This is a genomic window from Granulicatella sp. 20925_1_45, assembly GCF_041433555.1.
Lineage (GTDB): Bacteria > Bacillota > Bacilli > Lactobacillales > Aerococcaceae > Granulicatella.
The window spans coordinates 36,457-58,424 of sequence record NZ_JAPWBR010000005.1 but is presented as its reverse complement, the minus strand read 5'-3'; the positions used below and the strand labels follow the sequence as shown (position 1 = coordinate 58,424).

19 protein-coding genes, 1 tRNA gene and 1 pseudogene are annotated in these 21,968 nt (G+C 39.0%); 17 read left to right on the top strand and 4 right to left on the bottom strand.

The window, feature by feature from the left end; translation table 11 throughout:
• The first annotated feature begins 248 nt into the window (after positions 1–248).
• The 11 genes from O3798_RS03005 (at position 249) to rlmH (ending at position 13,685) form a co-directional block, all read left to right on the top strand.
• A complete protein-coding gene (locus tag O3798_RS03005) occupies positions 249–2,276 on the top strand; it encodes a DHH family phosphoesterase (RefSeq protein WP_371463186.1) in 2,028 nt (675 codons plus the stop codon).
• A gap of 15 nt (positions 2,277–2,291) precedes the next feature.
• Complete coding sequence (gene rplI, locus O3798_RS03000; protein ID WP_048710695.1) at positions 2,292–2,744, top strand: 50S ribosomal protein L9; 453 nt, start codon at positions 2,292–2,294, stop codon at positions 2,742–2,744.
• 197 nt (positions 2,745–2,941) lie between these two features.
• Entirely contained in the window at positions 2,942–4,327 is a 1,386-nt protein-coding gene (gene dnaB / locus O3798_RS02995) for a replicative DNA helicase (RefSeq protein WP_371463183.1), read from the top strand.
• Between the two features lie 43 nt (positions 4,328–4,370).
• The gene (locus O3798_RS02990; RefSeq protein ID WP_285252018.1) at positions 4,371–5,660 is read left to right on the top strand and encodes an adenylosuccinate synthase; all 1,290 of its coding nucleotides are present in this window, start codon (positions 4,371–4,373) and stop codon (positions 5,658–5,660) included.
• Positions 5,661–5,688: 28 nt separating this feature from the next.
• On the top strand, positions 5,689–6,405 hold the full coding sequence (gene yycF / locus O3798_RS02985; protein ID WP_048783710.1) for a response regulator YycF: 717 nt from the start codon (positions 5,689–5,691) through the stop codon (positions 6,403–6,405).
• Between the two features lie 82 nt (positions 6,406–6,487).
• The gene (gene walK, locus O3798_RS02980) at positions 6,488–8,344 is read left to right on the top strand and encodes a cell wall metabolism sensor histidine kinase WalK (RefSeq protein WP_371463180.1); all 1,857 of its coding nucleotides are present in this window, start codon (positions 6,488–6,490) and stop codon (positions 8,342–8,344) included.
• On the top strand, positions 8,334–9,692 hold the full coding sequence (locus O3798_RS02975; protein WP_175815046.1) for a two-component system activity regulator YycH: 1,359 nt from the start codon (positions 8,334–8,336) through the stop codon (positions 9,690–9,692). The genes walK and O3798_RS02975 overlap by 11 nt, the downstream gene beginning before the upstream one ends.
• Positions 9,682–10,551, top strand: coding sequence for a two-component system regulatory protein YycI (locus O3798_RS02970; RefSeq protein ID WP_371463178.1), 870 nt, complete (start codon positions 9,682–9,684; stop codon positions 10,549–10,551). The genes O3798_RS02975 and O3798_RS02970 overlap by 11 nt, the downstream gene beginning before the upstream one ends.
• A gap of 13 nt (positions 10,552–10,564) precedes the next feature.
• On the top strand, positions 10,565–11,368 hold the full coding sequence (locus tag O3798_RS02965) for an MBL fold metallo-hydrolase (RefSeq protein ID WP_371463177.1): 804 nt from the start codon (positions 10,565–10,567) through the stop codon (positions 11,366–11,368).
• 107 nt (positions 11,369–11,475) lie between these two features.
• The gene (locus O3798_RS02960) at positions 11,476–12,687 is read left to right on the top strand and encodes a S1C family serine protease (RefSeq protein WP_371463175.1); all 1,212 of its coding nucleotides are present in this window, start codon (positions 11,476–11,478) and stop codon (positions 12,685–12,687) included.
• Between the two features lie 518 nt (positions 12,688–13,205).
• Positions 13,206–13,685: a 23S rRNA (pseudouridine(1915)-N(3))-methyltransferase RlmH gene (gene rlmH / locus O3798_RS02955; RefSeq protein ID WP_371463173.1), complete on the top strand. Its 480-nt coding sequence runs from the start codon at positions 13,206–13,208 to the stop codon at positions 13,683–13,685.
• Between the two features lie 150 nt (positions 13,686–13,835).
• On the opposite strand, the gene O3798_RS02950 is transcribed toward rlmH, so the two are convergent.
• On the bottom strand, positions 13,836–14,156 hold the full coding sequence (locus tag O3798_RS02950) for a tyrosine-type recombinase/integrase (protein WP_371463171.1): 321 nt from the start codon (positions 14,154–14,156) through the stop codon (positions 13,836–13,838).
• Between the two features lie 48 nt (positions 14,157–14,204).
• Here O3798_RS02950 and O3798_RS02945 point away from each other — a divergent pair.
• The 3 genes and pseudogenes from O3798_RS02945 to O3798_RS02935 form a co-directional block, all read left to right on the top strand.
• Positions 14,205–14,347: pseudogene (locus tag O3798_RS02945) on the top strand (N-acetylmuramoyl-L-alanine amidase); the annotation flags it as partial.
• An 895-nt stretch (positions 14,348–15,242) separates the two neighbouring features.
• Positions 15,243–15,330: transfer RNA gene (locus O3798_RS02940), tRNA-Ser, on the top strand.
• 94 nt (positions 15,331–15,424) lie between these two features.
• Positions 15,425–15,763: a hypothetical protein gene (locus O3798_RS02935; protein ID WP_371463169.1), complete on the top strand. Its 339-nt coding sequence runs from the start codon at positions 15,425–15,427 to the stop codon at positions 15,761–15,763.
• 67 nt (positions 15,764–15,830) lie between these two features.
• On the opposite strand, the gene O3798_RS02930 is transcribed toward O3798_RS02935, so the two are convergent.
• Positions 15,831–16,934, bottom strand: a complete 1,104-nt coding sequence (locus O3798_RS02930; RefSeq protein WP_371445997.1) for an ABC transporter ATP-binding protein — start codon at positions 16,932–16,934, stop codon at positions 15,831–15,833.
• A 241-nt stretch (positions 16,935–17,175) separates the two neighbouring features.
• Here O3798_RS02930 and O3798_RS02925 point away from each other — a divergent pair, with 241 nt between their 5' ends.
• The 3 genes from O3798_RS02925 to O3798_RS02915 are packed head-to-tail and all read left to right on the top strand — an operon-like array spanning position 17,176 to position 20,276.
• Positions 17,176–17,739, top strand: a complete 564-nt coding sequence (locus O3798_RS02925; protein ID WP_371463167.1) for a dUTP diphosphatase — start codon at positions 17,176–17,178, stop codon at positions 17,737–17,739.
• Positions 17,740–17,751: 12 nt separating this feature from the next.
• A complete protein-coding gene (gene radA / locus O3798_RS02920) occupies positions 17,752–19,137 on the top strand; it encodes a DNA repair protein RadA (RefSeq protein WP_371463165.1) in 1,386 nt (461 codons plus the stop codon).
• Positions 19,138–19,151: 14 nt separating this feature from the next.
• Positions 19,152–20,276, top strand: coding sequence for a PIN/TRAM domain-containing protein (locus O3798_RS02915; protein WP_371463163.1), 1,125 nt, complete (start codon positions 19,152–19,154; stop codon positions 20,274–20,276).
• A gap of 296 nt (positions 20,277–20,572) precedes the next feature.
• On the opposite strand, the gene O3798_RS02910 is transcribed toward O3798_RS02915, so the two are convergent.
• Both O3798_RS02910 and O3798_RS02905 read right to left on the bottom strand, forming a co-directional pair.
• Positions 20,573–20,776 carry a hypothetical protein gene (locus O3798_RS02910; protein ID WP_005608052.1) on the bottom strand — a complete coding sequence of 68 codons (204 nt, stop codon included), beginning with the start codon at positions 20,774–20,776 and terminating at the stop codon, positions 20,573–20,575.
• A 2-nt stretch (positions 20,777–20,778) separates the two neighbouring features.
• Positions 20,779–21,801, bottom strand: a complete 1,023-nt coding sequence (locus O3798_RS02905) for an SPFH domain-containing protein (protein WP_371463158.1) — start codon at positions 21,799–21,801, stop codon at positions 20,779–20,781.
• Between the last annotated feature and the right edge of the window lie 167 nt (positions 21,802–21,968).

Below are 21,968 nucleotides of genomic sequence, written 5' to 3'. Positions count from 1 at the left end.
TGTTTTATTAAGGTGTATAACGATTAAAAAGTCAATTACTACTTTTTTAATATGACTATCAAAGTCGAATACATATTAAAGAATGTTTCACGTGAAACATTCGATTGAGAAACAACCCTTTAAAATGTTTCACGTGAAACATTTGTACCCTACTCTATGTCTAAATTGTTTCACGTGAAACAATTTTAGAGAACTGACGAGGGGCCAAAACTGTGGTAAAATAAGGTATATAGAAAGAAGGTGCAAGAATGAAGAAAAGCCTAAAAGAACGTATTAAGGCTTTACCGACATTTCTAAAAAGTGAAACAATGAAGAAATACGGAATCTCATTTATAGCCATCATTGTCTGTATGCTGATTATTGCATACGTGATGAATGTATGGATGGGACTTATCCTTACTTTGTTTGTTATTTTATTAGGAACACTCCTATACTCGTTTGCAAACTACATTATTAAAGAAACGAATCATTATGTAACGAATTTATCGTACAAAATTAATAAAGGTTCACAAGATGCCTCTATTAAAATGCCAATTGGAATGCTTTTGTTAGATGATAATGGTGAAATTCAATGGATTAACCCTTATTTACAAAAGTATTTTGAACGAAAAGAACTATTAGGGTTTAAACTTGAAGTTGTCGATCCAGATTTAGCGAATATCGTTAAAAATCTGGATGATGATAAAGATAATGTGGTCCATTGGAAAGATAAATACTTCCAAATAGTTTACCATAACGATATTGGAATGCTCTATATGATGGATATTACGGAATATGCGTTGATTAAAGAGACTTATCTAGACGAAAGACCTGTATTCGGGCAAATTTTCGTTGATAACTTTGCAGAAGTATCACAATCACTCAGTGACCGTAAGAAGTCTAACTTGAATAACTTCGTGACAAATCAACTTACTAGCTGGGCAAACCATAATAATATCTACTTAAAACGTGTTAGCTCAGATCGATTTGTCGCATTTTTAGATAAAAAGATCCTTTCAAGTCTTGAAAAAACAAAATTTGAGATTATTGACCGTGTACGTGAGACAACTGCTCAACAAAATACCCCACTAACCGTAAGTATGGGGTTCTCATATGCGGATGATACTCATGAAGAGATGGATTATGGTGCAATTGCTAAATTTGCGCAAGATAACCTTGATTTAGCCTTAGGACGAGGTGGTGACCAAGTCGTTGTCCGTTCTAAAAACGAAGAAACACGCTTCTACGGTGGTAAGAGCAACCCGTTAGAAAAACGTACAAGAGTGCGTTCTCGTATGGTTTCTCAAGCCTTAGAAAACCTTATTGCTGAAGCAGATCAAGTAATGGTGATGGGACATCAATATCCAGATATGGACTGTATTGGTGGATGTTTAGGTATTCGAAGAATCGCTAAAATGCACGGTAAAACCTCATGGATTGTGACAAATCCAGAGCAATATTCGCATGATATCAAGAAATTGATGGAAGTGATCAAAGATAATGAACGTCTCTACTCTGCTATCGTAAATCCGGAGATGGCAGAAGCGTTAATGACTGAAAATACACTCGTTATTATTGTCGATGTAAGCAAGCCTTCCCTATGCGCGGCTCCATCGATTGTTAAAAAGGCCAATAAACTAGTGATTATCGACCATCACCGCCGTGGAGAGGAATTCCCTGAAAATCCTGACTTGGTTTATATTGAACCGTATGCTTCATCTGTCGGTGAATTGATTACAGAATTGCTAGAATATCAATCAGAAGATGCTGAGAAACTTCAGCCAATCGAAGCAACAACCCTGCTTGCTGGTATCATTGTAGATACGCGTAATTTCACGCTTCGTACAGGGTCTCGTACCTTTGATACGGCTAGCTACCTGAAATCCGTTGGTGCGGATACAATTCTGATCCAACGCTTATTAAAAGAAAATGTAGATACGTACTTAATGCGTTCGCATCTACTGAACTCGCTCGAAATGCTTCCTAACAATGTCGGAATTGTTCACGGTGAAGAAAATACCGTATATCCGACAGTCGTGGCTGCACAAACGGCTGATATGATGTTGTCGATGGAAAACATCGATGCTTCATTTGTGGTTACAAAACGTAATGACGGTCGTGTTGGGATTAGTGCCCGTAGTTTAGGAAACAAAAACGTACAACGTGTGATGGAGAAAATGGGTGGTGGCGGACATTTATCAAATGCTGCAACTCAGTTATCCGATATCACGATTGAAGAAGCAATCCGCCAATTAATTCAAGTGATTGAAGAAATTGGTAGTGAAATTAACTTATAATTAGGAGGAAGAAACATGAAAGTAATTTTCTTGAAAGATGTAAAAGGTAAAGGTAAAAAAGGTGACGTTAAAAACGTTGCAGATGGATACGCACAAAACTTCCTAATCAAAAATGGTTTAGCTAAAGAAGCAAATGCCGCAAACTTAGCAACTTTATCAGGACAAAAGAAAGCTGAAGAAAAACACAACGCTGAATTATTAGCAAAAGCCAAAGAAATGAAAGAGTTCTTAGAACGCGAAGATACAGTTGTAACGATTAAAGCAAAAGCAGGGGAAGATGGCCGTCTATTCGGAGCAATCCCAGCGAAGCAAATCGCAGAAGAATTCAACAAGAAATTCAATGTTGAATTGGATCGTCGCAAATTCGAATTAGCAGCACCAATTCGTGCATTAGGATACACTCGTGTTCCTGTTAAATTACACCACGATGTAACAGCAATTATGACTGTGAATATCGTTGCTCAATAATAAGAAATACTAAGGATTTTCCCGTTGTGGAGAATCCTTTTTCTTTTGGTTTTAAATATGTGATACAATTCACAAAGTTATAAATGAACATAGAAGTTTTCATGCTCGAAAAGACTCACTCTTCTGTTTTATTACAGCGTTTTATGATACAATGAAACTGTATTTTTATGGTTATTTTTAGTAGAAAGGGTGTTTGAATGGAAGAACTATATCCAAATTTAGTTCCACCACAAAATATTGAGGCAGAAGAAGCCGTTTTAGGGTCTATTCTTCTTGCTAGTGACTCGATTATTTCGGTTATGGAATTTTTGACACCGGAAGATTTCTATCGTGTTTCTCATCAATTAATTTTTGCGGCAATGATTGAATTAAATCAAAACAATATCGATATTGACGCAATCACCGTTTCAGAGATTTTAAGACAAAAGAATCAAATGGAGAATATTGGTGGAGAAGTTACGCTAATCGAGCTTCTTGATAAAGTGCCAACTGCAGCCAACGTAGAGTACTATACGCAAATTGTTTTAGAAAAATCTACTCGCCGTAAATTAATTAAAACTTCGACAAATATTGTAAAAACGGCTTACCAAGAGGATGAACCAATTGCCAACGTCTTGGATACTGCTGAGAAAGATATTCTTTCAGTATCGGAAGGACGGAATAAGGCTGGTTTTATTCCAATCAGCTCGGTTCTTCGTACCGCTTATGAAAGCTTAGAAGAGCGTGCGAAAAACAATGGTGAAGTGACAGGGATTGCAACAGGATATATCGGCTTAGACAGAATGACGTCAGGGTTACATGCGGATGAGTTAATCATCTTAGCGGCTCGTCCATCTGTTGGTAAAACGGCCTTTGTATTGAATATTGCAAAGAACGTTGCCGTGAACTTGAACGAAACGGTAGCTATCTTCAGTCTTGAAATGGGGGCTGAGTCCCTTGTAGAGCGTATTATCTGTTCTCATGCGAGCATTAACGCAGGGCATTTGAAAACAGGTAAATTAACGCCTGAAGAATATACACAATATTTTGTGGCAACCGGAGCATTATCTGAAGCACCAATTTTTATTGATGATACTCCAGGGATTCGTGTTGCTGAAATCCGTGCAAAATGTCGTCGTCTAAAACAAGAGCGTAATAATCTTGGGCTAGTCGTCATCGACTACTTGCAGTTGATTGAAGGAAACGGAAAAGAGAGTCGTCAACAAGAGGTTTCTGAAATCTCTCGTAACTTGAAGAAATTAGCGAAGGAATTAAAAGTTCCTGTTATCGCACTTTCGCAATTATCGCGTGGTGTGGAACAACGTCAAGATAAACGACCAATCATGTCAGATATTCGTGAATCTGGATCTATCGAGCAAGATGCCGATATTGTAGCATTCTTATATCGTGATGATTACTATCGTCAAGAGCCAGATGAGAACGGACATGTTCCAGAGGTGGAGCCAAATAGTACCATTGAAGTGATTATCGAGAAAAACCGTAGCGGTCCTCGTGGAACGGTTGAATTGAACTTCATGAAAGAATTTAATAAATTTACAAATCTTGTGCCAGACGGAGTCGAGCAAAACGCTCCAGTGGCCTAATAACAGACATTTAAATGAATAATACAAAGAAGAGGTGCGTCAAATGTCATCAGTAGTAGTAGTAGGAACACAATGGGGAGACGAAGGTAAAGGAAAAATTACAGACTTCCTCAGTGAGAACGCAGAAGTCATTGCCCGCTATCAAGGGGGAGACAATGCAGGACATACGATTCAATTCAATGGAGTGACTTATAAACTTCACTTAATTCCATCAGGAATTTTTTCACCAGAGAAAATCAGCGTGATCGGAAATGGGGTTGTATTGAATCCAAAATCTCTAATCACAGAACTTGCGTATTTACACGAAAGAAATGTGACTACTGATAACTTACGTATTTCAGACCGCGCGCATGTCATCTTGCCATACCACATTCGCTTAGACCAATTACAAGAAGAAGCGAAAGGCGACAACAAAATTGGGACAACGAATAAAGGGATTGGACCTTGCTACATGGATAAAGCAGCGCGTGTTGGGATTCGTGTGGCGGACTTACTAGACCGTGAAGTATTTGCGGAACGTCTAAGAATCAACTTAGCTGAAAAGAATCGTCTCTTTACTAAAATGTACGATGCAGAACCAATTGAGTTTGATGACATTTTCGAAGAGTACTACGAATATGGTCAACAAATGAAACAATACGTTTGCGACACTTCAGTGATTTTAAACGATGCATTAGACCAAGGAAAACGCGTATTATTCGAAGGGGCACAAGGGGTTATGTTGGATATCGACCAAGGTACTTATCCATTCGTAACATCTTCAAACCCAGTTGCTGGTGGGGTAACGATTGGTAGCGGTGTTGGACCTTCAAAAATTAATAAAGTCGTTGGGGTATGTAAAGCGTACACTTCTCGTGTAGGGGATGGACCTTTCCCAACAGAATTATTCGATGAAATCGGCTCACGTATTCGTGAAGTCGGACGTGAATACGGTACAACAACTGGACGTCCAAGACGTGTTGGTTGGTTCGATAGCGTTGTAATGCGTCACTCGAAACGTGTATCAGGTATTACAAACTTAAGCTTAAACAGTATCGATGTTTTAACAGGTTTAGAAACAGTTAAAATCTGTGTAGCTTACCGTAAACCAAATGGAGAAGAAATTTCTCACTACCCAGCAAGCCTAGTAGAACTAGGACAATGCGAACCTGTGTATGAAGAATTACCAGGTTGGAACGAAGACATTACAAGTTGCCGTTCACTCGAAGAGCTTCCTGAAAATGCGCGCAACTATGTTCGTCGTATTTCAGAATTAGTCGGCGTACGAATTTCTACATTCAGTGTAGGACCAGATAGAGAACAAACCAACATTTTAGAAAGTGTTTGGGCATAAAAAAGTAATAGAGTAAAGGAGGATTTATATGAAAAAAATCCTAGTTGTAGATGATGAGAAGCCAATTTCAGACATCGTCAAGTTTAGTCTTACAAAAGAGGGCTTTGAAGTAATCACAGCCTTTGACGGTGAAGAGGGTCTGGTGGCTTTCAACGAAAAAAATCCAGATTTAGTTATTTTAGACTTAATGTTACCGAAAATTGATGGCTTAGAAGTATGCCGTGAAATCCGTAAAACAAGCAATGTCCCAATTATCATGGTGACAGCCAAAGATTCTGAAATCGATAAAGTTTTAGGTCTTGAACTTGGAGCCGATGACTATGTGACAAAACCTTTCTCAAACCGTGAGTTAATCGCACGTGTGAAAGCAAACTTACGTCGTCAACAATTAGCTCCAGCGGAAGCAGAAGAAGAAAAAACAGCTAACGAAATCGTATTAGGCTCACTCATTATCCATGAAGATGCTTATGTGGTTTCAAAACGTGGCGAAGAAATCGAATTAACGCACCGTGAGTTCGAATTACTTCACTACTTAGCAAAACATATCGGGCAAGTAATCACACGTGAGCACCTATTGCAAACGGTGTGGGGATATGATTACTTCGGAGATGTGCGTACAGTGGACGTTACGGTACGTCGCTTACGTGAAAAAATCGAAGATACACCGAGTCACCCAACATGGATTATGACTCGTCGTGGGGTAGGTTACTATATTAAGACCCCAGATCAAGAAAAAGAAGCTTAAGATTGAAATGCGCTTTTCCTTGCCACCTGAACTACCGGCAAGAAAAGCGTATTTTTCTAAAAAGTAGAGGGGAAAATGACTCATGAAGAAAATGAAACGATTCTTTCGTTCCATTCAATTTAAGATTCCGATGCTGTTCATCTTGCTCTTAGTTATTTCGCTGCAACTCATTGTTGCGAACTTCTTAACACAATTAGAGTCGCAAATGGTGTCTAACTTCCAGGAACAAATCCAACTGCAAGTAGGGTTCTTGAAGAATAACGTGCAGCCGATTTTGGCAAAAGATGCGACCGATGAAGCGAAGATGTCTGAAATTTCGCAATTATTACAAGATTACCCAACAGGGAATAGTATTGTCGAAATTCGCATCATGGACATGCAAGGATATATTTTGGGAACAACGAACCAAACGCAGCAGTCTGTGGTTGGAACACGTTCAACAGAAGCGGACGTTCAACAAGTCGTTGTGTCGAATACCGTGCAAAGTTATAACTTCACGGAAGGCGAAACGCGTTATTGGAAATACGTTTCACCGATTGACCCAGTGAATACTGCTTCAGGGAATCCGGTTGGGATTATTTCAGTAACATCGAATTTCGAATCGCGTTATACGCAAGTCAAAGATATCGGGGTTATCTTTATTAGTTCTTCTATCTTTGTCATTATTTTGGCTATCGTGATTACCGTGATGATTTCACAAGGGATTACGCGTCCAATCGCAGAGATGAAGCAACAAACGGAACAGATTGCTGAAGGAAACTATACGGGTGAAGTGATGATTTACGGAGATGACGAGCTTGGTCAATTAGGGCAAGCCATTAACGACCTCTCTGTGAAGATTAAAGAAGCGCAAGAAGGGACCGAAGCGGAACGGCAAAGGTTGGATAGTGTCCTACGTCATATGAGTGACGGGGTAATTGCGACCGACCGTCGTGGACGTATTGTAATTATCAATGCGGCAGCGTTAGATATTTTAAACTTACGTAGCGAACGAATTGTCGGGACACCATTATTAGATGTATTAAGACTCGACCGTACTGTTACTTTCAGGGATTTACTTGAGTCTCAAGAAGAACGTATGATTACGTTTGAAGAAGATGGCGAAGATACCATCGTGCAATGTGAGTTCTCAGTGATTCAACGTGAATCTGGATTTATTAGCGGTCTTGTCTGCGTATTAACAGACGTTACCGAACAAGAGAAAATCGACCGCGAACGTCGTAATTTCGTATCGAACGTTTCCCACGAATTACGTACTCCACTAACAAGTATTAAGAGTTATACAGAAGCGTTAGTGGATGGGGCATGGGAAAATAAAGAAATTGCGCCAGAATTCTTACATGTTATCGAAACTGAAACAGACCGTATGATGCGTATGATTACGGACTTACTCAACTTATCGCGTATGGACCAAAACCGTCTTGAACTCGATAAGGAGTTCGTGAATATGAACGAGTTGGTGAAACATATTGCCAACCGTTTCGATATGGTGCTTTCAAGTGACCAATATCGTGAAAAGAATTACCGTATTTTAACGGATATCACACAACGAGATTTATGGGTTGAAATTGACCAAGATAAGATGACGCAAGTGTTGGATAATATTATCAATAATGCGATTAAATATTCTCCAGACGGGGGTCGTATTATCGTTCGTTTAATGGAAACTCATACGGATTTAATCGTGAGTGTAAGTGACGAAGGGTTGGGAATTCCTCGTAAGGATATTCCACACTTATTCGACCGATTCTATCGTGTAGATAAGGCTCGCTCAAGAGCAATGGGTGGTAGTGGTCTTGGACTGGCTATTGCGAAAGAAGTCGTTCAATTACACGGTGGAAAAATTTGGGTGAACAGTATTGAAAATAAAGGATCTACATTCTTTGTTTCTCTACCATATGTTCCATTTGAAGAGGACGGTGAATGGGATGAATTTTAAACGTTATCGTGCAATGCTAACGACACTCCTTGTTTTAATGGCCATTAGCTTTGTGTTTACGTATCTCATCGTAGTACGTCCGGTTGATTTCTTTACGAATCAAAAGCAAAATAATAATAAAGTTGCAACACAACAAGATACAGGTGTACAAGTTCGTGCAACCTATTCGATGGAGGATGTCTTCAGACCCACTCGTTTAGTGTTAACGAATAAAAATAAATACGAAATGACAAGTAGCGCTTCAATTATGAGAGAAGTGAACAGTCATTTAAATAAACGATTTACGAATTTAACGCGTCTGGAAACGATGGATGAGACTACTTATGAAAATCTTGTCTTGCGTGAAGCGCGCATTGAAATTCTATTTGATGGATTACATTCGTTTGGGATTTTGAGTCGCTACTTCGATGCAAATAATGAGGACTTAAGCAATGATCGTTTCTCACGCATTGTGATTCGTACGGACGATCCTCATACAGCGTACTTCATTAACGACGAGAATAAACAACTCTACAGTGCAAAAATTGATGAGAGTCTCAAAACAGAACTCGAAGCATTATATGCGGATAGTGACTTCTATGAAGTCGAATCTTATCGTGGAAAGACAAAACAATTCTTTGTCGAACAAGATAATTTGAATGTTGAACAATCGGCCTACTTAATCGAACAAATCCCGATGAGTTTCTACATTACTCAATTATTTACTAACCAATCAGAAATTCGTACGCGTGGAGACGGAAAGACAGTTGTGTACAATGATAACTTGTCGCAATTGAAATTGGACCGTACAACGAATGTAGTTACTTTCTTTGAGAACCGTTCAGGAGAAGAAACGCTACTCTATACGAATAACTTAACGCAAACTTTCAATCAGATGAAACGTCTTGGAGGTTGGCAATTAGGTGTGAGTCTATTCTCAGTGGATTTAAATAATAATATTGTTGATTTTGTCCGCTATGTCGATTCGTATCCAATTTTATCGAGCGGAAAAGAAGGATTTACGCAAATAAAAGCCAACACGAATGGCATCGAAAAAATGAGAACTTCATCGCTAATCGCACAAACACCTTTACCAACGAAAAGTAAGAAGGTAACGGTTGTTGGTGGGAAGACGATCGTCACTGAAATGTTGAACGAAGGCTTCGTCATGAATGAGATTGAAGATATTCGAATCGGCTATTCATGGACGATTAGTAGCGAGAGTGTTCAAATCGTTGAATTTACGCCAACGTGGTACATCAAAAAGAATGGAACCTGGAAGACGCTTGCTGAATTAAAAGCAGAGAAGCATCAGACAGAACCAGCGAACGGACCGCAAACAACGGGAGGTGACGCAGATGGATTTTAAGAGAAGTGCAGTCGTCCTCATCGTCTGCTTCTTTATCCTTGATTTATTCTTATTCGGATTAGTATGGCAAAAAAGATCTGATGTGAAAAATCCGTTGAATACAAGTATTAACGTCATTGACCAAATGAAGTTAGACGGAATTACATTACCAACGCTAAATGCGACAGTAGAGTCCGTTCCGATTATTCAAGTAACACCGGAATCTACAGATGGAAAATTGTCTAGTTTACCAAATCAAGTCGTAACGCTAGAAAAAAATATTATTAACGGGCAATTTGTGACACCAATCCAATTAGACTTAAGCGGATCTGTATCTGCAGATAGCTTTGCGGATTTAACAAAAATCGTTGAAAATAATCAAGTGGCTTTTGGAGACCAATACACATGGTCATCTTATAATCCAACAACCCGCAAAGTAATTTATACACAAAAAGCAGATAAGTTAACGATTATGGATGGCTCGAGTCAAATTATCTTTACAGTAAATGCCAATGACCAAGTCGTAAGCTATGAACAGACTTATGCGGGAAGTGTGCAAGTACTTGGGAAAGAGCGTGAATTGATTACAGCTCAAAGGGCGGTTGAGATTCTTTACTTAGCCGGACGAATTTCGTCGAAGGCAACCGTTCAATCGGTAAAATTATCGTATTATCAATCGCTTGTACTAAAAGATTTTTCAATTTACTCACCTGCGTGGTATATTGAAATACGCCAAGCTGACGGACAATTAATCGCTCGGCGTGTGGATGCAATTCATGGAACGGTTCTAGCGAATGAAACGCTAGAAACAACGAATACGCAAACGCAGCGTACAACAACAAATAACACAACAACAACGCAAAGTCTACAACAACAATAAGAAGGGAATAAACATGCAAGAACAAGGTTTGAAAGTGAGTTTACTCGCGAGTGGTAGCTCGGGGAATGCTACTTACATCGAAACGCCAAAACAAAAAATATTAGTGGACTGTGGACTCACTGGTAAAGCCATTACTGCGCAAATGGAGAAGATTGATCGCTCCATTTCGGATGTGGATGCCATTCTCGTCACCCATGAACATTCTGACCATATTAAAGGAATTGGGGTTCTGGCTCGTAAATACGGGATTCCAATCTATGCCAATGAAAAAACATGGCAAGCCATGGCTGGAAAGATTGGGAAAGTCGCTCTCGAACAACAGGAAATCTTCAATACCGGAGACACGCTCACGTTTGGAGACTTAGATGTCATGAGTTTTGCCGTATCGCATGATGCGGCAGCTCCTCAATTTTATAGTTTCCAACACGAAGGCAAGCAGTTCGTGATGCTGACAGACACGGGTTATGTGAGTGATAAGCTAAGAGGTTTGTTGAAAAATGCAGATGCGTATCTCATCGAAAGCAATCATGATTTAGAAATGCTTCGAATGGGACCTTACGCTTGGCATTTGAAACAACGTATCTTAAGCGACAAGGGTCATTTATCGAATGATGATGGCGCGCTTGCGATGTGTGAAATGATGGGTGACCGCACGAAACGAATTTATCTAGGACACTTAAGTCAAGATAATAACATGAAGGAAATCGCCTATCAAACAGCCGAAAGTATCTTCCAAACGCATGATAAAGGCGTTCATCAGGCGTTCGAGCTCTATCATACGGATCCGTATGAACCCACAAAATTATTTACCGTTTAAAAATTTAGCAAGTTCGAAAGAGTTTTTTAAGTACTCTATAAGCTTTATTTCATATAAATTTCATATGAAAAAACTATTGTATATTTACAAACGAGAGGAGTGAGCAGATGTCACAAGAACAATTACAAAGAAAAAAATCATCGAAAGCTTTTAAAAATGGCTTTATCGGCGGATTATTGGGAGGAGCAGTCGCTGTTGCCGGAGGAGTTGGAATTATGGCTGTAACGAATCCAGCAAACCAAGCAACAACACCTGCTACACAACCCTCACAAACACAAGTGGAAACAACAAAAACATCCACAGCCACAAAAGGTGGAACAGAAATCACAAAAGTGGTTGCTGAAGTGAAGAACGCGGTTGTTTCAGTGATTAACAAACAATCAACTTCAAGAAATAACTTATACGGCACACAACAAACCGGAGGAGAATTAGCTACTGCGTCTGAAGGTAGTGGGGTCATTTATAAAAATGAGGGTGGATATGCCTATATCGTGACGAACTATCACGTTATTGCGAAATCACAAGAATTAGAAGTTCTTTTAGCAGACGGGACACGTGAAAAAGCTGAGCTTGTTGGTAGTGACCAATGGACAGACTTAGCGGTGATTCGTATTGCCAATACAAATGTTTCAACTGTCGCTGAATTTGCAAATTCTGATGATGTTGAAGTTGGACAAACCGCGATTGCGATTGGTTCTCCTCTTGGAAGTGAATTCGCAACAAGTGTAACGCAAGGAATCGTGTCAGCAACTAACCGTGCTGTTGCCACAGACGTTGATGGCGATGGACAAGAAGACTGGGTCGTAACGGCCATTCAAACAGATGCAGCGATTAACCCAGGGAACTCAGGTGGTGCGTTAATTAATAGCGCTGGCCAAGTCATCGGAATCAACTCAATGAAGATTTCTAAGTCGTCTGTTGAAGGGATGGGATTTGCAATTCCAAGTAACGAAGTTGTTTCGATTATTAAGCAACTCGAAACGGACGGGAAAATTACACGTCCAGCTCTTGGAATTTCAATGGTAAACTTATCAAGTGTGAATGAACGAGTAATCGAGCAATTGAATTTACCACGAGATGTGAAGAACGGAGTCGTTATTGCAGAAGTCATGGCGAAAGGTAGTGCAAAAGCTGCGGGACTACAAGCTTACGATGTCATTGTTGAAATGGATGGACAAAAAATTCAAGGAATTCAAAACTTACGTAAAGTTCTTTACAGCCATAAAGTTGGCGATAAGCTTGAAGTAACATACTATAGAAATGGACAAAAACAAACAACAACGATTTCTTTAACAGAAACGAACAGTCCAAGTTTATAACAATAACGAATAAGGAGTCGGATAGCGAAGTGCTATTCGACTTTTTTTGTGTATTTCCACAAGGTTATCCACAAAAATGTGGATAAGTCTGTGGAAAACTGTGGCATTAACGGCTTGTCAAGTCTGTGAAGTGGGAAATCGGTGTTGAAAATGGATAGGCTAAAAAGGGCTTAATTATAGGATTTTATTGAAAAAAGTTATTCACATGATAAAATTTTATTGTGGATAACTTTTGGAGTCAGTTACTTAAAACGTTGATATAACAAGGATTCTATATACACAAACCCGGTGTGGATAACTGTGGATAACTGGTATTTTTACACCGGTTGGAAATATAACAATTAGATAACAAATAAAAATTTTGAATCTATATCTAGTGTTTTTCATAAAAAAAGCCCAAAATTTAGGGGCGAACATGTGTACATGTGGATAACTTTGTGGATAACTGTGGAAAAAGGGATAAAACAAGCAATTTTTGTCAAAAAAAGGTAAGATAATTTGTGAAATGAGGGGATCAAATGAATATTACCATTGTGAGTGTAGGAAAACTGAAAGAAAAATATTTAAAACAAGGAATCGATGAATACGCGAAACGCTTAGGCAGCTACTGTAAGTTCCAAGTAATAGAAGTGCCAGACGAAAAGGCGCCTGAAAATTTAAGCGACAAAGAAATGGAACAAGTGCTCGAAAAAGAGGGAGAACGCATCCTTGCTAAAATTAAAGATGGGGACGTTGTCGTGGCCATGGCAATCGAAGGGGACTTAGTGAGTTCTGAACAATTAGCTAAAGAAATGGATAGCTTTGCGTTGCACGGGAAGAGCTCAATGGTCTTTGTGATTGGTGGATCTCTTGGGTTAAGCCCGGCCGTGAAAAAACGTGCCGACCGTAAAATCTCATTTGGGCGTATTACTTTACCCCATCAACTCATGAGACTTGTATTAACCGAACAAATTTACCGCGCATTCCGTATTAATGCAGGGCACGCTTATCATAAATAAGTAAAGATACTCATAGAAAAAGTGAAAAGAAAATGCAAAATGAAAATTGTATTTTCATACTATTTTCATAATGTACCTCTATACTCTAATTATTCCCAAAGAGAATATTTATCCTCCCAAATAAATATTTCTAATCCTTTTTTCCACCGGCTACGAGTCGGTGGTTTTTTTGTTTTCCGTTTTTAGTGATTGACTATCCTTTTGACCTTCTAACGACATCAATCTATCCTGGATGTCTTTTAAGTCTGCTCCTGCTTCTGCTAATAACGACGCGTGAGTGTGTCTGAAACCGTGAGGAGTGATTCTAGGGAAGTTAGTACCTTCTAGTATCTGATTTAACCAGTAAACGGCTGTATTGGATGAATAGAACGAGTTATTGCGGTTCTGAAATACATACGTTTCATTTCCGGATAATTCTTCCCACTCCTTAAGCAATCGCTCTAGGCTTCCATTTATCCGTATTGTACGCATTCCGTTCTTTGTGATATATATTTATCTTCAAACGAGTGTGGTTCAGCATGGTATTGGTTAGATGCCGATGGTGTAATGGCTACTGGTTGGAAAAAATCAATAACGAATGGTACTATAACAGCGAAGACGGAACTATGGCAGAGAAGCCAGACTTCACAGTCGAGCCAGAAGGATTGATTACAGTTAAATAATTTATAAAGCCTATCTAAATCATTAGATAGGCTTTTTTTGCATTTTCTTCAAAAATATTTTTTAAAATCTGTTGATATATTACACTAAAGTGATATAACATTAATTGTAAAGGAGATGCCCTTAACAATTATGAAAGGAGAAAAATATGAGACGAAATATGGTAAAGAAAAAGCCACTCAAAAGGGAGAAAACAAAACTAACCTTCAAACTAAACTTAGTAATCTTCACAATTGAGTGGGAAATCGAGTGGGGCGAATAGCCTCACTCCTTTACCAAAATTGTATCATAGAGTATGTAAAAATGAAAGTAAACTTTAAAATAACAAAACATAAATTTGACTGGAAAGCATTTATCGGATGGCTAATTTTCATAGGAGTAATCATGTGGTTTATATTTAAGTAGGTGATAATATGAAAGTAGACACTGAGAGAATGGCTGTTAAATAATGCAACTCAATATAGAATTAATAAAGATACAGGCGTTACATTATCTGTTTTAAGTCGATTGGTTAGTGGCGAACGTAAGATAGAAAATTTAACCATTAAAACAGGATGCGCGTTAACTGAATATGCCGAAAAATTACAAAAGCAGGAGAAGTAACTCCTGCTTTTTGACGATCCTTTTGACTTTATATTCATGTCTTAATAATGGAGATTATCAACTAGGGTTGGTAGTGCGATATTTTAAAATAAGAAAGGACACCTATTTAGGTGTCCTTTGCAGAGCCGGTAAAACATCTCTGAAAAATATCATCTGTAGAGCCTGCGATAAATCGCACCTCTAATGTACGCTTAGTATAATGAAAACGAGTATTGAATGTCAATTTTTGAATTTGAAATTTTTTCTTGAAAAAGTGATTGATTGAAGAATATCTCCGTACTATACTAGAACCATGGAGAAGTACCCAAGAGGCTGAAGGGGTCGCACTCGAAATGCGATAGGTCGTGAAAGCGGCGCGGGAGTTCAAATCTCCTCTTCTCCTTATCTTTTTGTGGCTATATCAAAGTTACGGTAAGTTTTGTCCCGTAGCTTCTTATTTAGATAGGTTTTTATAGAGTAATGGAGGCTAAACTAGGATGACAAAAGTAAAATTAAATCTCAATCAAACACACTGCTGTGGTATTTATTCGGATAAAACAGTCTATAGTTTTACTGGAGATAGTTATCAAGCGTTGTTTTACCTTCTTCAAAAACGTGGGCTTATCGAATCGTTTATCGATGGGGATTTCATTGTTTATGATGAGTTAAGAAAGTATTCTGATTTACCACCTTATCAAAAGCTGACTGAGGAAGAACTAGAAGCGATTGATTTCGATGCGATTATTAAAAAGCTAAGTAATGATGAACTCAAAGCCGTTATCGAGAAGTTCTTTGAATATCGTTTTGAATGTGAGCTTCAAGAAGTAGACGAATAAATAGATAAATGAAAAAAGCTGACGGCTCATTCGAGCTGTCAGCTTTTGTAGTTTCTATAGTTTATTCTTAGCGAATAACTTCCTCAGTTTCTTTATCGAAGAAGTGAGATTTGTTTAAGTCGAATGCTAATTCAACTGTTTCGCCTGGGTTGTGGAAGTCACGAGCATCCACTTTAGATACGAATTCAGTATCGTCAACACGAGTGTAAAGCATTGTTTCTGCACCAAGTAATTCTGATACGACAACTTCTGCTTTCACTGAAGATGATGGGTAAGTATCGATAGCGATTTGAGAACTTTCGATATCTTCTGGACGGATACCGAAGATTAATTCTTTTCCATTGTAACCTTTGTCTTCAAGAAGTTTTCTCTTTGCTTCAGGTAATTGTAATGATAAACCTTTACCATTTGAAATCACGCCATCTTTCAATGTTACATTGAAGAAGTTCATTGCTGGTGATCCGATGAATCCAGCTACGAATACGTTGTTAGGAGTGTTGTACACTTCTTGTGGTGAACCGATTTGTTGTACGAAACCATCTTTCATGATTACGATACGGTCAGCCATTGTCATCGCTTCTGTTTGGTCGTGAGTTACGTAAATTGTTGTTGTTTCTAAACGACGGTGTAATTTCGCAATTTCAGCACGCATCGCAACACGTAATTTAGCATCTAAGTTAGAAAGAGGTTCGTCCATTAAGAATACTTTCGCATCACGAACGATCGCACGTCCTAAAGCCACACGTTGACGTTGACCACCAGATAAAGCTGCTGGTTTACGTTCTAAGTATTGAGCTAAGCCTAAGATTTCTGCTGCGTTTTTAACACGTTTGTCAATTTCAGCTTTGTCGTATTTACGTAATTTCAAACCGAATGCCATGTTGTCATATACGCTCATGTGAGGATATAGGGCATAGTTTTGGAATACCATCGCGATATCACGATCTTTTGGAGCCACGTCGTTCATTACAACGTCGCCAATTTTTAATTCCCCTTCAGAAATATCTTCAAGACCAGCGATCATACGAAGAGTTGTTGATTTACCGCATCCTGAAGGACCTACGAATACGATGAACTCGCGGTCTTTGATGTGTAAGTTAAAGTCTGTTACGGAATAGTTTTCCGCGTTGTCATATTTTTTGTGAATATGATTTAATTGCATTTCTACCATTAGGATTTCCCCCTATAATTTGTTTTACAGTAACAGTTTACGTTTTTTTGAGGAAAAGAGATAGGGGAAGGTTGCACAAAAACGACTGTAAAAATTGTGCACTTTGCCCAAAAAGTATCCCTTATTTTTAAAATTTGGACGTAACTTATAATAAAGAAGTAAAAAAGTATTGAGAAGGATGCAACACGTGCCAAACAATGTTATGATAGGGGTTAGAAACTTACATGAAAAAGGTGATGAAATGGAAAGAAAACGTGGATTTGAAATCGTATCTGCTTATGAAGGAAAAGGAATCACAGTTCCAAAACGTTCGACAAAACATTCAGCAGGGTATGACTTCGAAGCTGCCGAAGATATCGTATTACCAAGCATTTGGAAAATGCTTTTCAAATTTGCAGCCACTCAATTAAAACAATGGATTTATACAACGGATAAAGAAACAGTGGAAGCGGAACTTGCGAAAGAGCAAAAAGTCTTAAAACCGGTTCTTGTTCCAACGGGAATCAAGTCTTATATGCAAGAAGATGAGTACTTACAATTGGCGAACCGCTCAAGTAACCCATTGAAACACTTCCTTGTCTTACCAAACGGTGTGGGAATCGTGGATAGCGACTACTACAACAACCCTGACAATGAAGGGCATATTTACTTCCAATTATTAAACTTCGGATTATTCGATAAAGAAATTAAAAAAGGCGATCGTATCGGCCAAGGAATCTTCCTACCGTTCTTAAAAGCGGATGCGGATGAAGAAAACGATATGAATGAACGTACAGGCGGCTTTGGTTCTTCTGGCGTTCGTTAGAAAGGAGCCAAAATGGCAAAAGCAGCCACAAGTTTTGTATGTAGAGAGTGTGGATATAATTCACCAAAATATTTAGGGAAATGCCCAAACTGCGGGAACTGGTCTACGATGGAAGAGTTCAAGGAAACGACGAGCAATGCTAAACGTCCTTCCTTAGTGCAACATTCAGAAGAAGCACATAAGACAAAACCAATGCGATTAGATCAAGTTTCTTATGAGCGCGTGAATCGTGTGAAGACCTCCATTAGCGAACTCGACCGTGTGCTCGGGGGTGGCGTGGTTCCAGGTTCTCTAGTATTAATTGGTGGGGACCCTGGGATTGGAAAATCTACCTTATTATTACAAGTGTCTAGTGAATTACAACAAACACAAGGAACGGTTCTCTATGTCTCGGGAGAAGAAAGTGCGTCTCAAATTAAAATGCGTGCGGAGCGTCTCGGGATGCAAGCAGACGGATTTTATATTTACGCTGAAACAAACCTAGAAGATATCGTTGCGCAAGTGGAAGCATTGAAACCAGACTATGTCATTATCGACTCGATTCAAACGATGACACATCCGCAAGCAAATGGGGTTGCAGGAAGTGTGTCTCATGTTCGTGAGGCGACAGCTACATTGATGCGACTTGCAAAGCTCAATCAGATTGCCATCTTTATCGTAGGTCACGTGACAAAAGAAGGAGCATTAGCAGGGCCACGTATGTTGGAACATATGGTGGATACTGTTCTTTATTTCGAAGGGGATAAACATCATAGCTTCCGCGTGCTTCGTTCCGTGAAAAACCGTTTTGGATCCACCAACGAGATTGGCGTTTTCGAAATGCATCAAGAAGGGCTGAACGAAGTAACGAATCCTTCCGAAGTCTTTTTAGAAGAACGTCTGGCTGGCGCAACAGGTTCGGCAATCGTCGTATCTCTTGAAGGAACAAGGCCAATTTTAACCGAGGTGCAATGTTTATTGTCACCAACGGCCTTTGGAAATGCACGCCGTACGACAAGCGGTCTGGACTATAATCGTGTAGCGCTCTTGATGGCGGTGCTTGAGAAACGTGCAGGACTTCTATTACAAAACCAAGATGCTTACTTTAAATCAACAGGTGGTTTGAAACTCAATGAACCCGCAGTCGACTTAGCGATTGCGATGAGTATTGTTTCAAGTTACAAGGAAAAAGAAACGCAGATGGGTGATTGCTTTATCGGAGAAATCGGCTTGACTGGTGAAATTCGTAAAGTGAATCGTGTCTATGACCGTGTTCGCGAAGCTGAAAAGCTCGGATTCAAGCGTGTCTTTATTCCAAAAAATAATTTAGATGGATGGGAACTTCCAAAAAATATCGAAGTCGTTGGAGTATCTTCTGTCAAAGAAGCTATTTACAAAGCCTTCGGAAAAGAAAATTAGAAAGGAGAACGGTTATGGAACAACCTAAAAAATTTCGAGCATACGGAAGAAAGTTATTGCAACTGATTTTCGTATTGCTTGGAGGGTCTTTAGGTGCAACGTACTTTCCAAGTCTATGGCAAGCATTCAACATTGCGAATGAATGGTTAACATCGCAAGTTACGAATATTTTGTTAGGTGCTATTATTTTATTCTTTATTTCCCTATTCGTGACGGATCCGATTTTAAAGGGTATTCGTAGACTTGAAAAACTCGTTAGCCAACTTTCTGTGAGCTATTTACTCTTTGGAATGATTGGTGCACTGATTGGGCTCTTAGTCGCATGGCTCGTTGGATTGCCATTTACAAACTTACAAATTCCAGCAATTACGCAAGCTTTACCAATCGCCTTAAGTATTATCTTTGGGTACCTTGGCTTTTATGTCGGAACGACGCGTCGTGAAGATATTTTAAAAGCTTTTACGGGGACAAGAAAGAAAACGGAGGATTCTCCAGTGCTTGAACGTAAAGCAGGAGATAACTTCAGAAAATACAAACTGCTTGATACAAGCGTCATTATTGATGGACGAATTTACGATATCGCTAAAACAGGTTTTATCGAAGGGATCCTCGTGATTCCAGTATTTGTACTGAATGAATTACAATATATCGCCGATAGCGCCGATAGCTTGAAGCGTGTGAGAGGGCGCCGTGGATTAGATATTTTAAACGCTCTTCAAAAAGAAGAGAATATTAAAGTAGAAATTTACGATGGAGACTATGACGATATTAATGAAGTAGACCGCAAGTTAATTCGCTTGGCAAAGGCGATTGATGGCATTATTATCACGAACGACTTTAACTTAAATAAAGTCAGCGAGTTCCAAAATGTGCCAGTCTTTAATATTAATGCGTTAGCGCAAGCCATCAAGCCAGTTGTGATTCCAGGGGAAACCTTGAAGACGACAGTGGTTAAATCGGGAACGGAGCGCCAACAAGGGGTTGCGTACTTGGATGACGGTACGATGATTGTCGTGGAAGATGGACAATATTATATGAATCAAGAGATTGAAGTGGTCGTAACGAGCGCCCTTCAAACTGCAGCAGGTCGTATGATTTTCGCTAAACCACTGCATAGCCAAAAGAAAATTAAACAATAAAGTGCAAAAAGATTACTTCGAATCCTTGCGGATTTGTTTATAATAACGGTAACGTTGCACCGGCTCGAGCCTAGAGTCTCTCGCCTAAAAAACTCAAAAAGGGAGTACGGAATGAATTCCGAACTCCCTTTAATTCGTCTTTTTTGCGAAACACGTTACTGTTATTATAAAATCCTCATGATTCTGCGTAATCATGGTGCTTAAATTTAATTTTCTTTTGGTTGCGGGAAAGCAACGATTGCTGGTAGTTTGAAGAGAAAATAAAGAGGATAGACGAATTTCGTCCATCCTTTTTGTTATTCAATGTCGATTTCAAATGGTTCGTCAATGGTTTCAGAGACGTATTTACCATCTTTCTTACGTTGTTTCACACATTCCGTTAATAAATATTCGATTTGTCCATTGACTGATCTAAAATCATCTTCTGCCCATGATGCGATAGCAGCATATAATTTAGATGACAGTCGTAATGGAATTTGTTTTTTCTTTAAATCAGCCATCGTTAGTACAAGCTTCCTGTATTAACGATTGGTTGAGCATCATGATTGCCGCAAAGAACAACGAGTAAGTTAGAGACCATCGCAGCTTTACGTTCTTCATCCAGTTCTACGAGTTCTCCTTCATTTAAGCGTTCTAGCGCCATTTCAACCATTCCAACAGCACCGTCTACGATCATCTTTCTAGCGTCAATAATTGCAGAAGCTTGTTGACGTTGAAGCATTACTGCAGCGATTTCTGGAGCGTAAGCAAGGTAAGTGATACGTGCTTCGATGATTTCAAGACCTGCATTTTCAACACGTGCTTGGATTTCATCGCGAATACGTTTTGCAACGACTTCACTTGAACCACGTAAGCTACCTTCATCGGCAATACCATCCCCAGTTGTATCAACGTTTGGAGCCACATCATATGGATAAATACGCACAATATTACGAAGCGCGCTATCACATTGAAGCGATAAGTATTCTTTGTAGTTATCTACGTTGAAGACTGCTTTAGCCGTATCGACCACTCTCCAAGTAACAGCGATTCCGATTTCAACAGGGTTCCCTAGGCAATCGTTAATCTTTTGACGAGAGTTGTTTAACGTCATAATTTTTAGAGAAATTTGATTTTTTAAGGCATTCAAGTTCGCTTCAACGCCGCCTGTAGTGCTAATAGTAACAGGAGTACTTTGACGGTCGACGTCACCGCTTTGGCCTAATTTTGTTTTGGCAGCAGGGTTTACAGACACGCTAAATGGATTTACAAAATAGAAGCCAGGTTCTTTAATACTTCCTGTGTACTCACCAAAGAGCGTCAAAACAATCGCTTCTTGAGGTTTAACAACTTTTAGTCCTCCAAAAAGGATAAGACTGCTGATAAATACTAGAATGCTGAGGATAATACAAACTACTTGTAGGCCTTCATTTGTTATCAACACAATTGAGGAAATAAAGCCCACAACTGAAAGGATGAGTAGAAGTAAAATGCTAAACAACGCAGCAAAACCGTTAGATTTTGTTTTTAAAATTTTTTCGTTCATAAAAAAGACTCCTTTGTCTATTTGATATCTAAATGATATCACTCTGAAATCCGAAAAGCAATATAAAAAAAGAATTATTGGTAAAATTCCCTAATAATTCTTAGAGATGGTATTTCAACTATAAAACAAGTAGTAAAATGAACGTTACAATCGATAGTCCGCCTTGT

Coding starts and splice junctions, on each gene's coding strand:
- O3798_RS02925 (WP_371463167.1), top strand. CDS start 17,176: ATGGAAAGAAAACGTGGATTTGAAATCGTATCTGCTTATGAAGGAAAA.
- O3798_RS02930 (WP_371445997.1), bottom strand. CDS start 16,934: ATGGTAGAAATGCAATTAAATCATATTCACAAAAAATATGACAACGCG.
- dnaB (WP_371463183.1), top strand. CDS start 2,942: ATGGAAGAACTATATCCAAATTTAGTTCCACCACAAAATATTGAGGCA.
- O3798_RS02905 (WP_371463158.1), bottom strand. CDS start 21,801: ATGAACGAAAAAATTTTAAAAACAAAATCTAACGGTTTTGCTGCGTTG.
- yycF (WP_048783710.1), top strand. CDS start 5,689: ATGAAAAAAATCCTAGTTGTAGATGATGAGAAGCCAATTTCAGACATC.
- O3798_RS02965 (WP_371463177.1), top strand. CDS start 10,565: ATGCAAGAACAAGGTTTGAAAGTGAGTTTACTCGCGAGTGGTAGCTCG.
- radA (WP_371463165.1), top strand. CDS start 17,752: ATGGCAAAAGCAGCCACAAGTTTTGTATGTAGAGAGTGTGGATATAAT.
- O3798_RS02910 (WP_005608052.1), bottom strand. CDS start 20,776: ATGGCTGATTTAAAGAAAAAACAAATTCCATTACGACTGTCATCTAAA.
- O3798_RS02975 (WP_175815046.1), top strand. CDS start 8,334: ATGAATTTTAAACGTTATCGTGCAATGCTAACGACACTCCTTGTTTTA.
- O3798_RS02950 (WP_371463171.1), bottom strand. CDS start 14,156: ATGCGTACAATACGGATAAATGGAAGCCTAGAGCGATTGCTTAAGGAG.
- O3798_RS02990 (WP_285252018.1), top strand. CDS start 4,371: ATGTCATCAGTAGTAGTAGTAGGAACACAATGGGGAGACGAAGGTAAA.
- O3798_RS02960 (WP_371463175.1), top strand. CDS start 11,476: ATGTCACAAGAACAATTACAAAGAAAAAAATCATCGAAAGCTTTTAAA.
- O3798_RS03005 (WP_371463186.1), top strand. CDS start 249: ATGAAGAAAAGCCTAAAAGAACGTATTAAGGCTTTACCGACATTTCTA.
- O3798_RS02915 (WP_371463163.1), top strand. CDS start 19,152: ATGGAACAACCTAAAAAATTTCGAGCATACGGAAGAAAGTTATTGCAA.
- O3798_RS02970 (WP_371463178.1), top strand. CDS start 9,682: ATGGATTTTAAGAGAAGTGCAGTCGTCCTCATCGTCTGCTTCTTTATC.
- walK (WP_371463180.1), top strand. CDS start 6,488: ATGAAGAAAATGAAACGATTCTTTCGTTCCATTCAATTTAAGATTCCG.
- O3798_RS02935 (WP_371463169.1), top strand. CDS start 15,425: ATGACAAAAGTAAAATTAAATCTCAATCAAACACACTGCTGTGGTATT.
- rplI (WP_048710695.1), top strand. CDS start 2,292: ATGAAAGTAATTTTCTTGAAAGATGTAAAAGGTAAAGGTAAAAAAGGT.
- rlmH (WP_371463173.1), top strand. CDS start 13,206: ATGAATATTACCATTGTGAGTGTAGGAAAACTGAAAGAAAAATATTTA.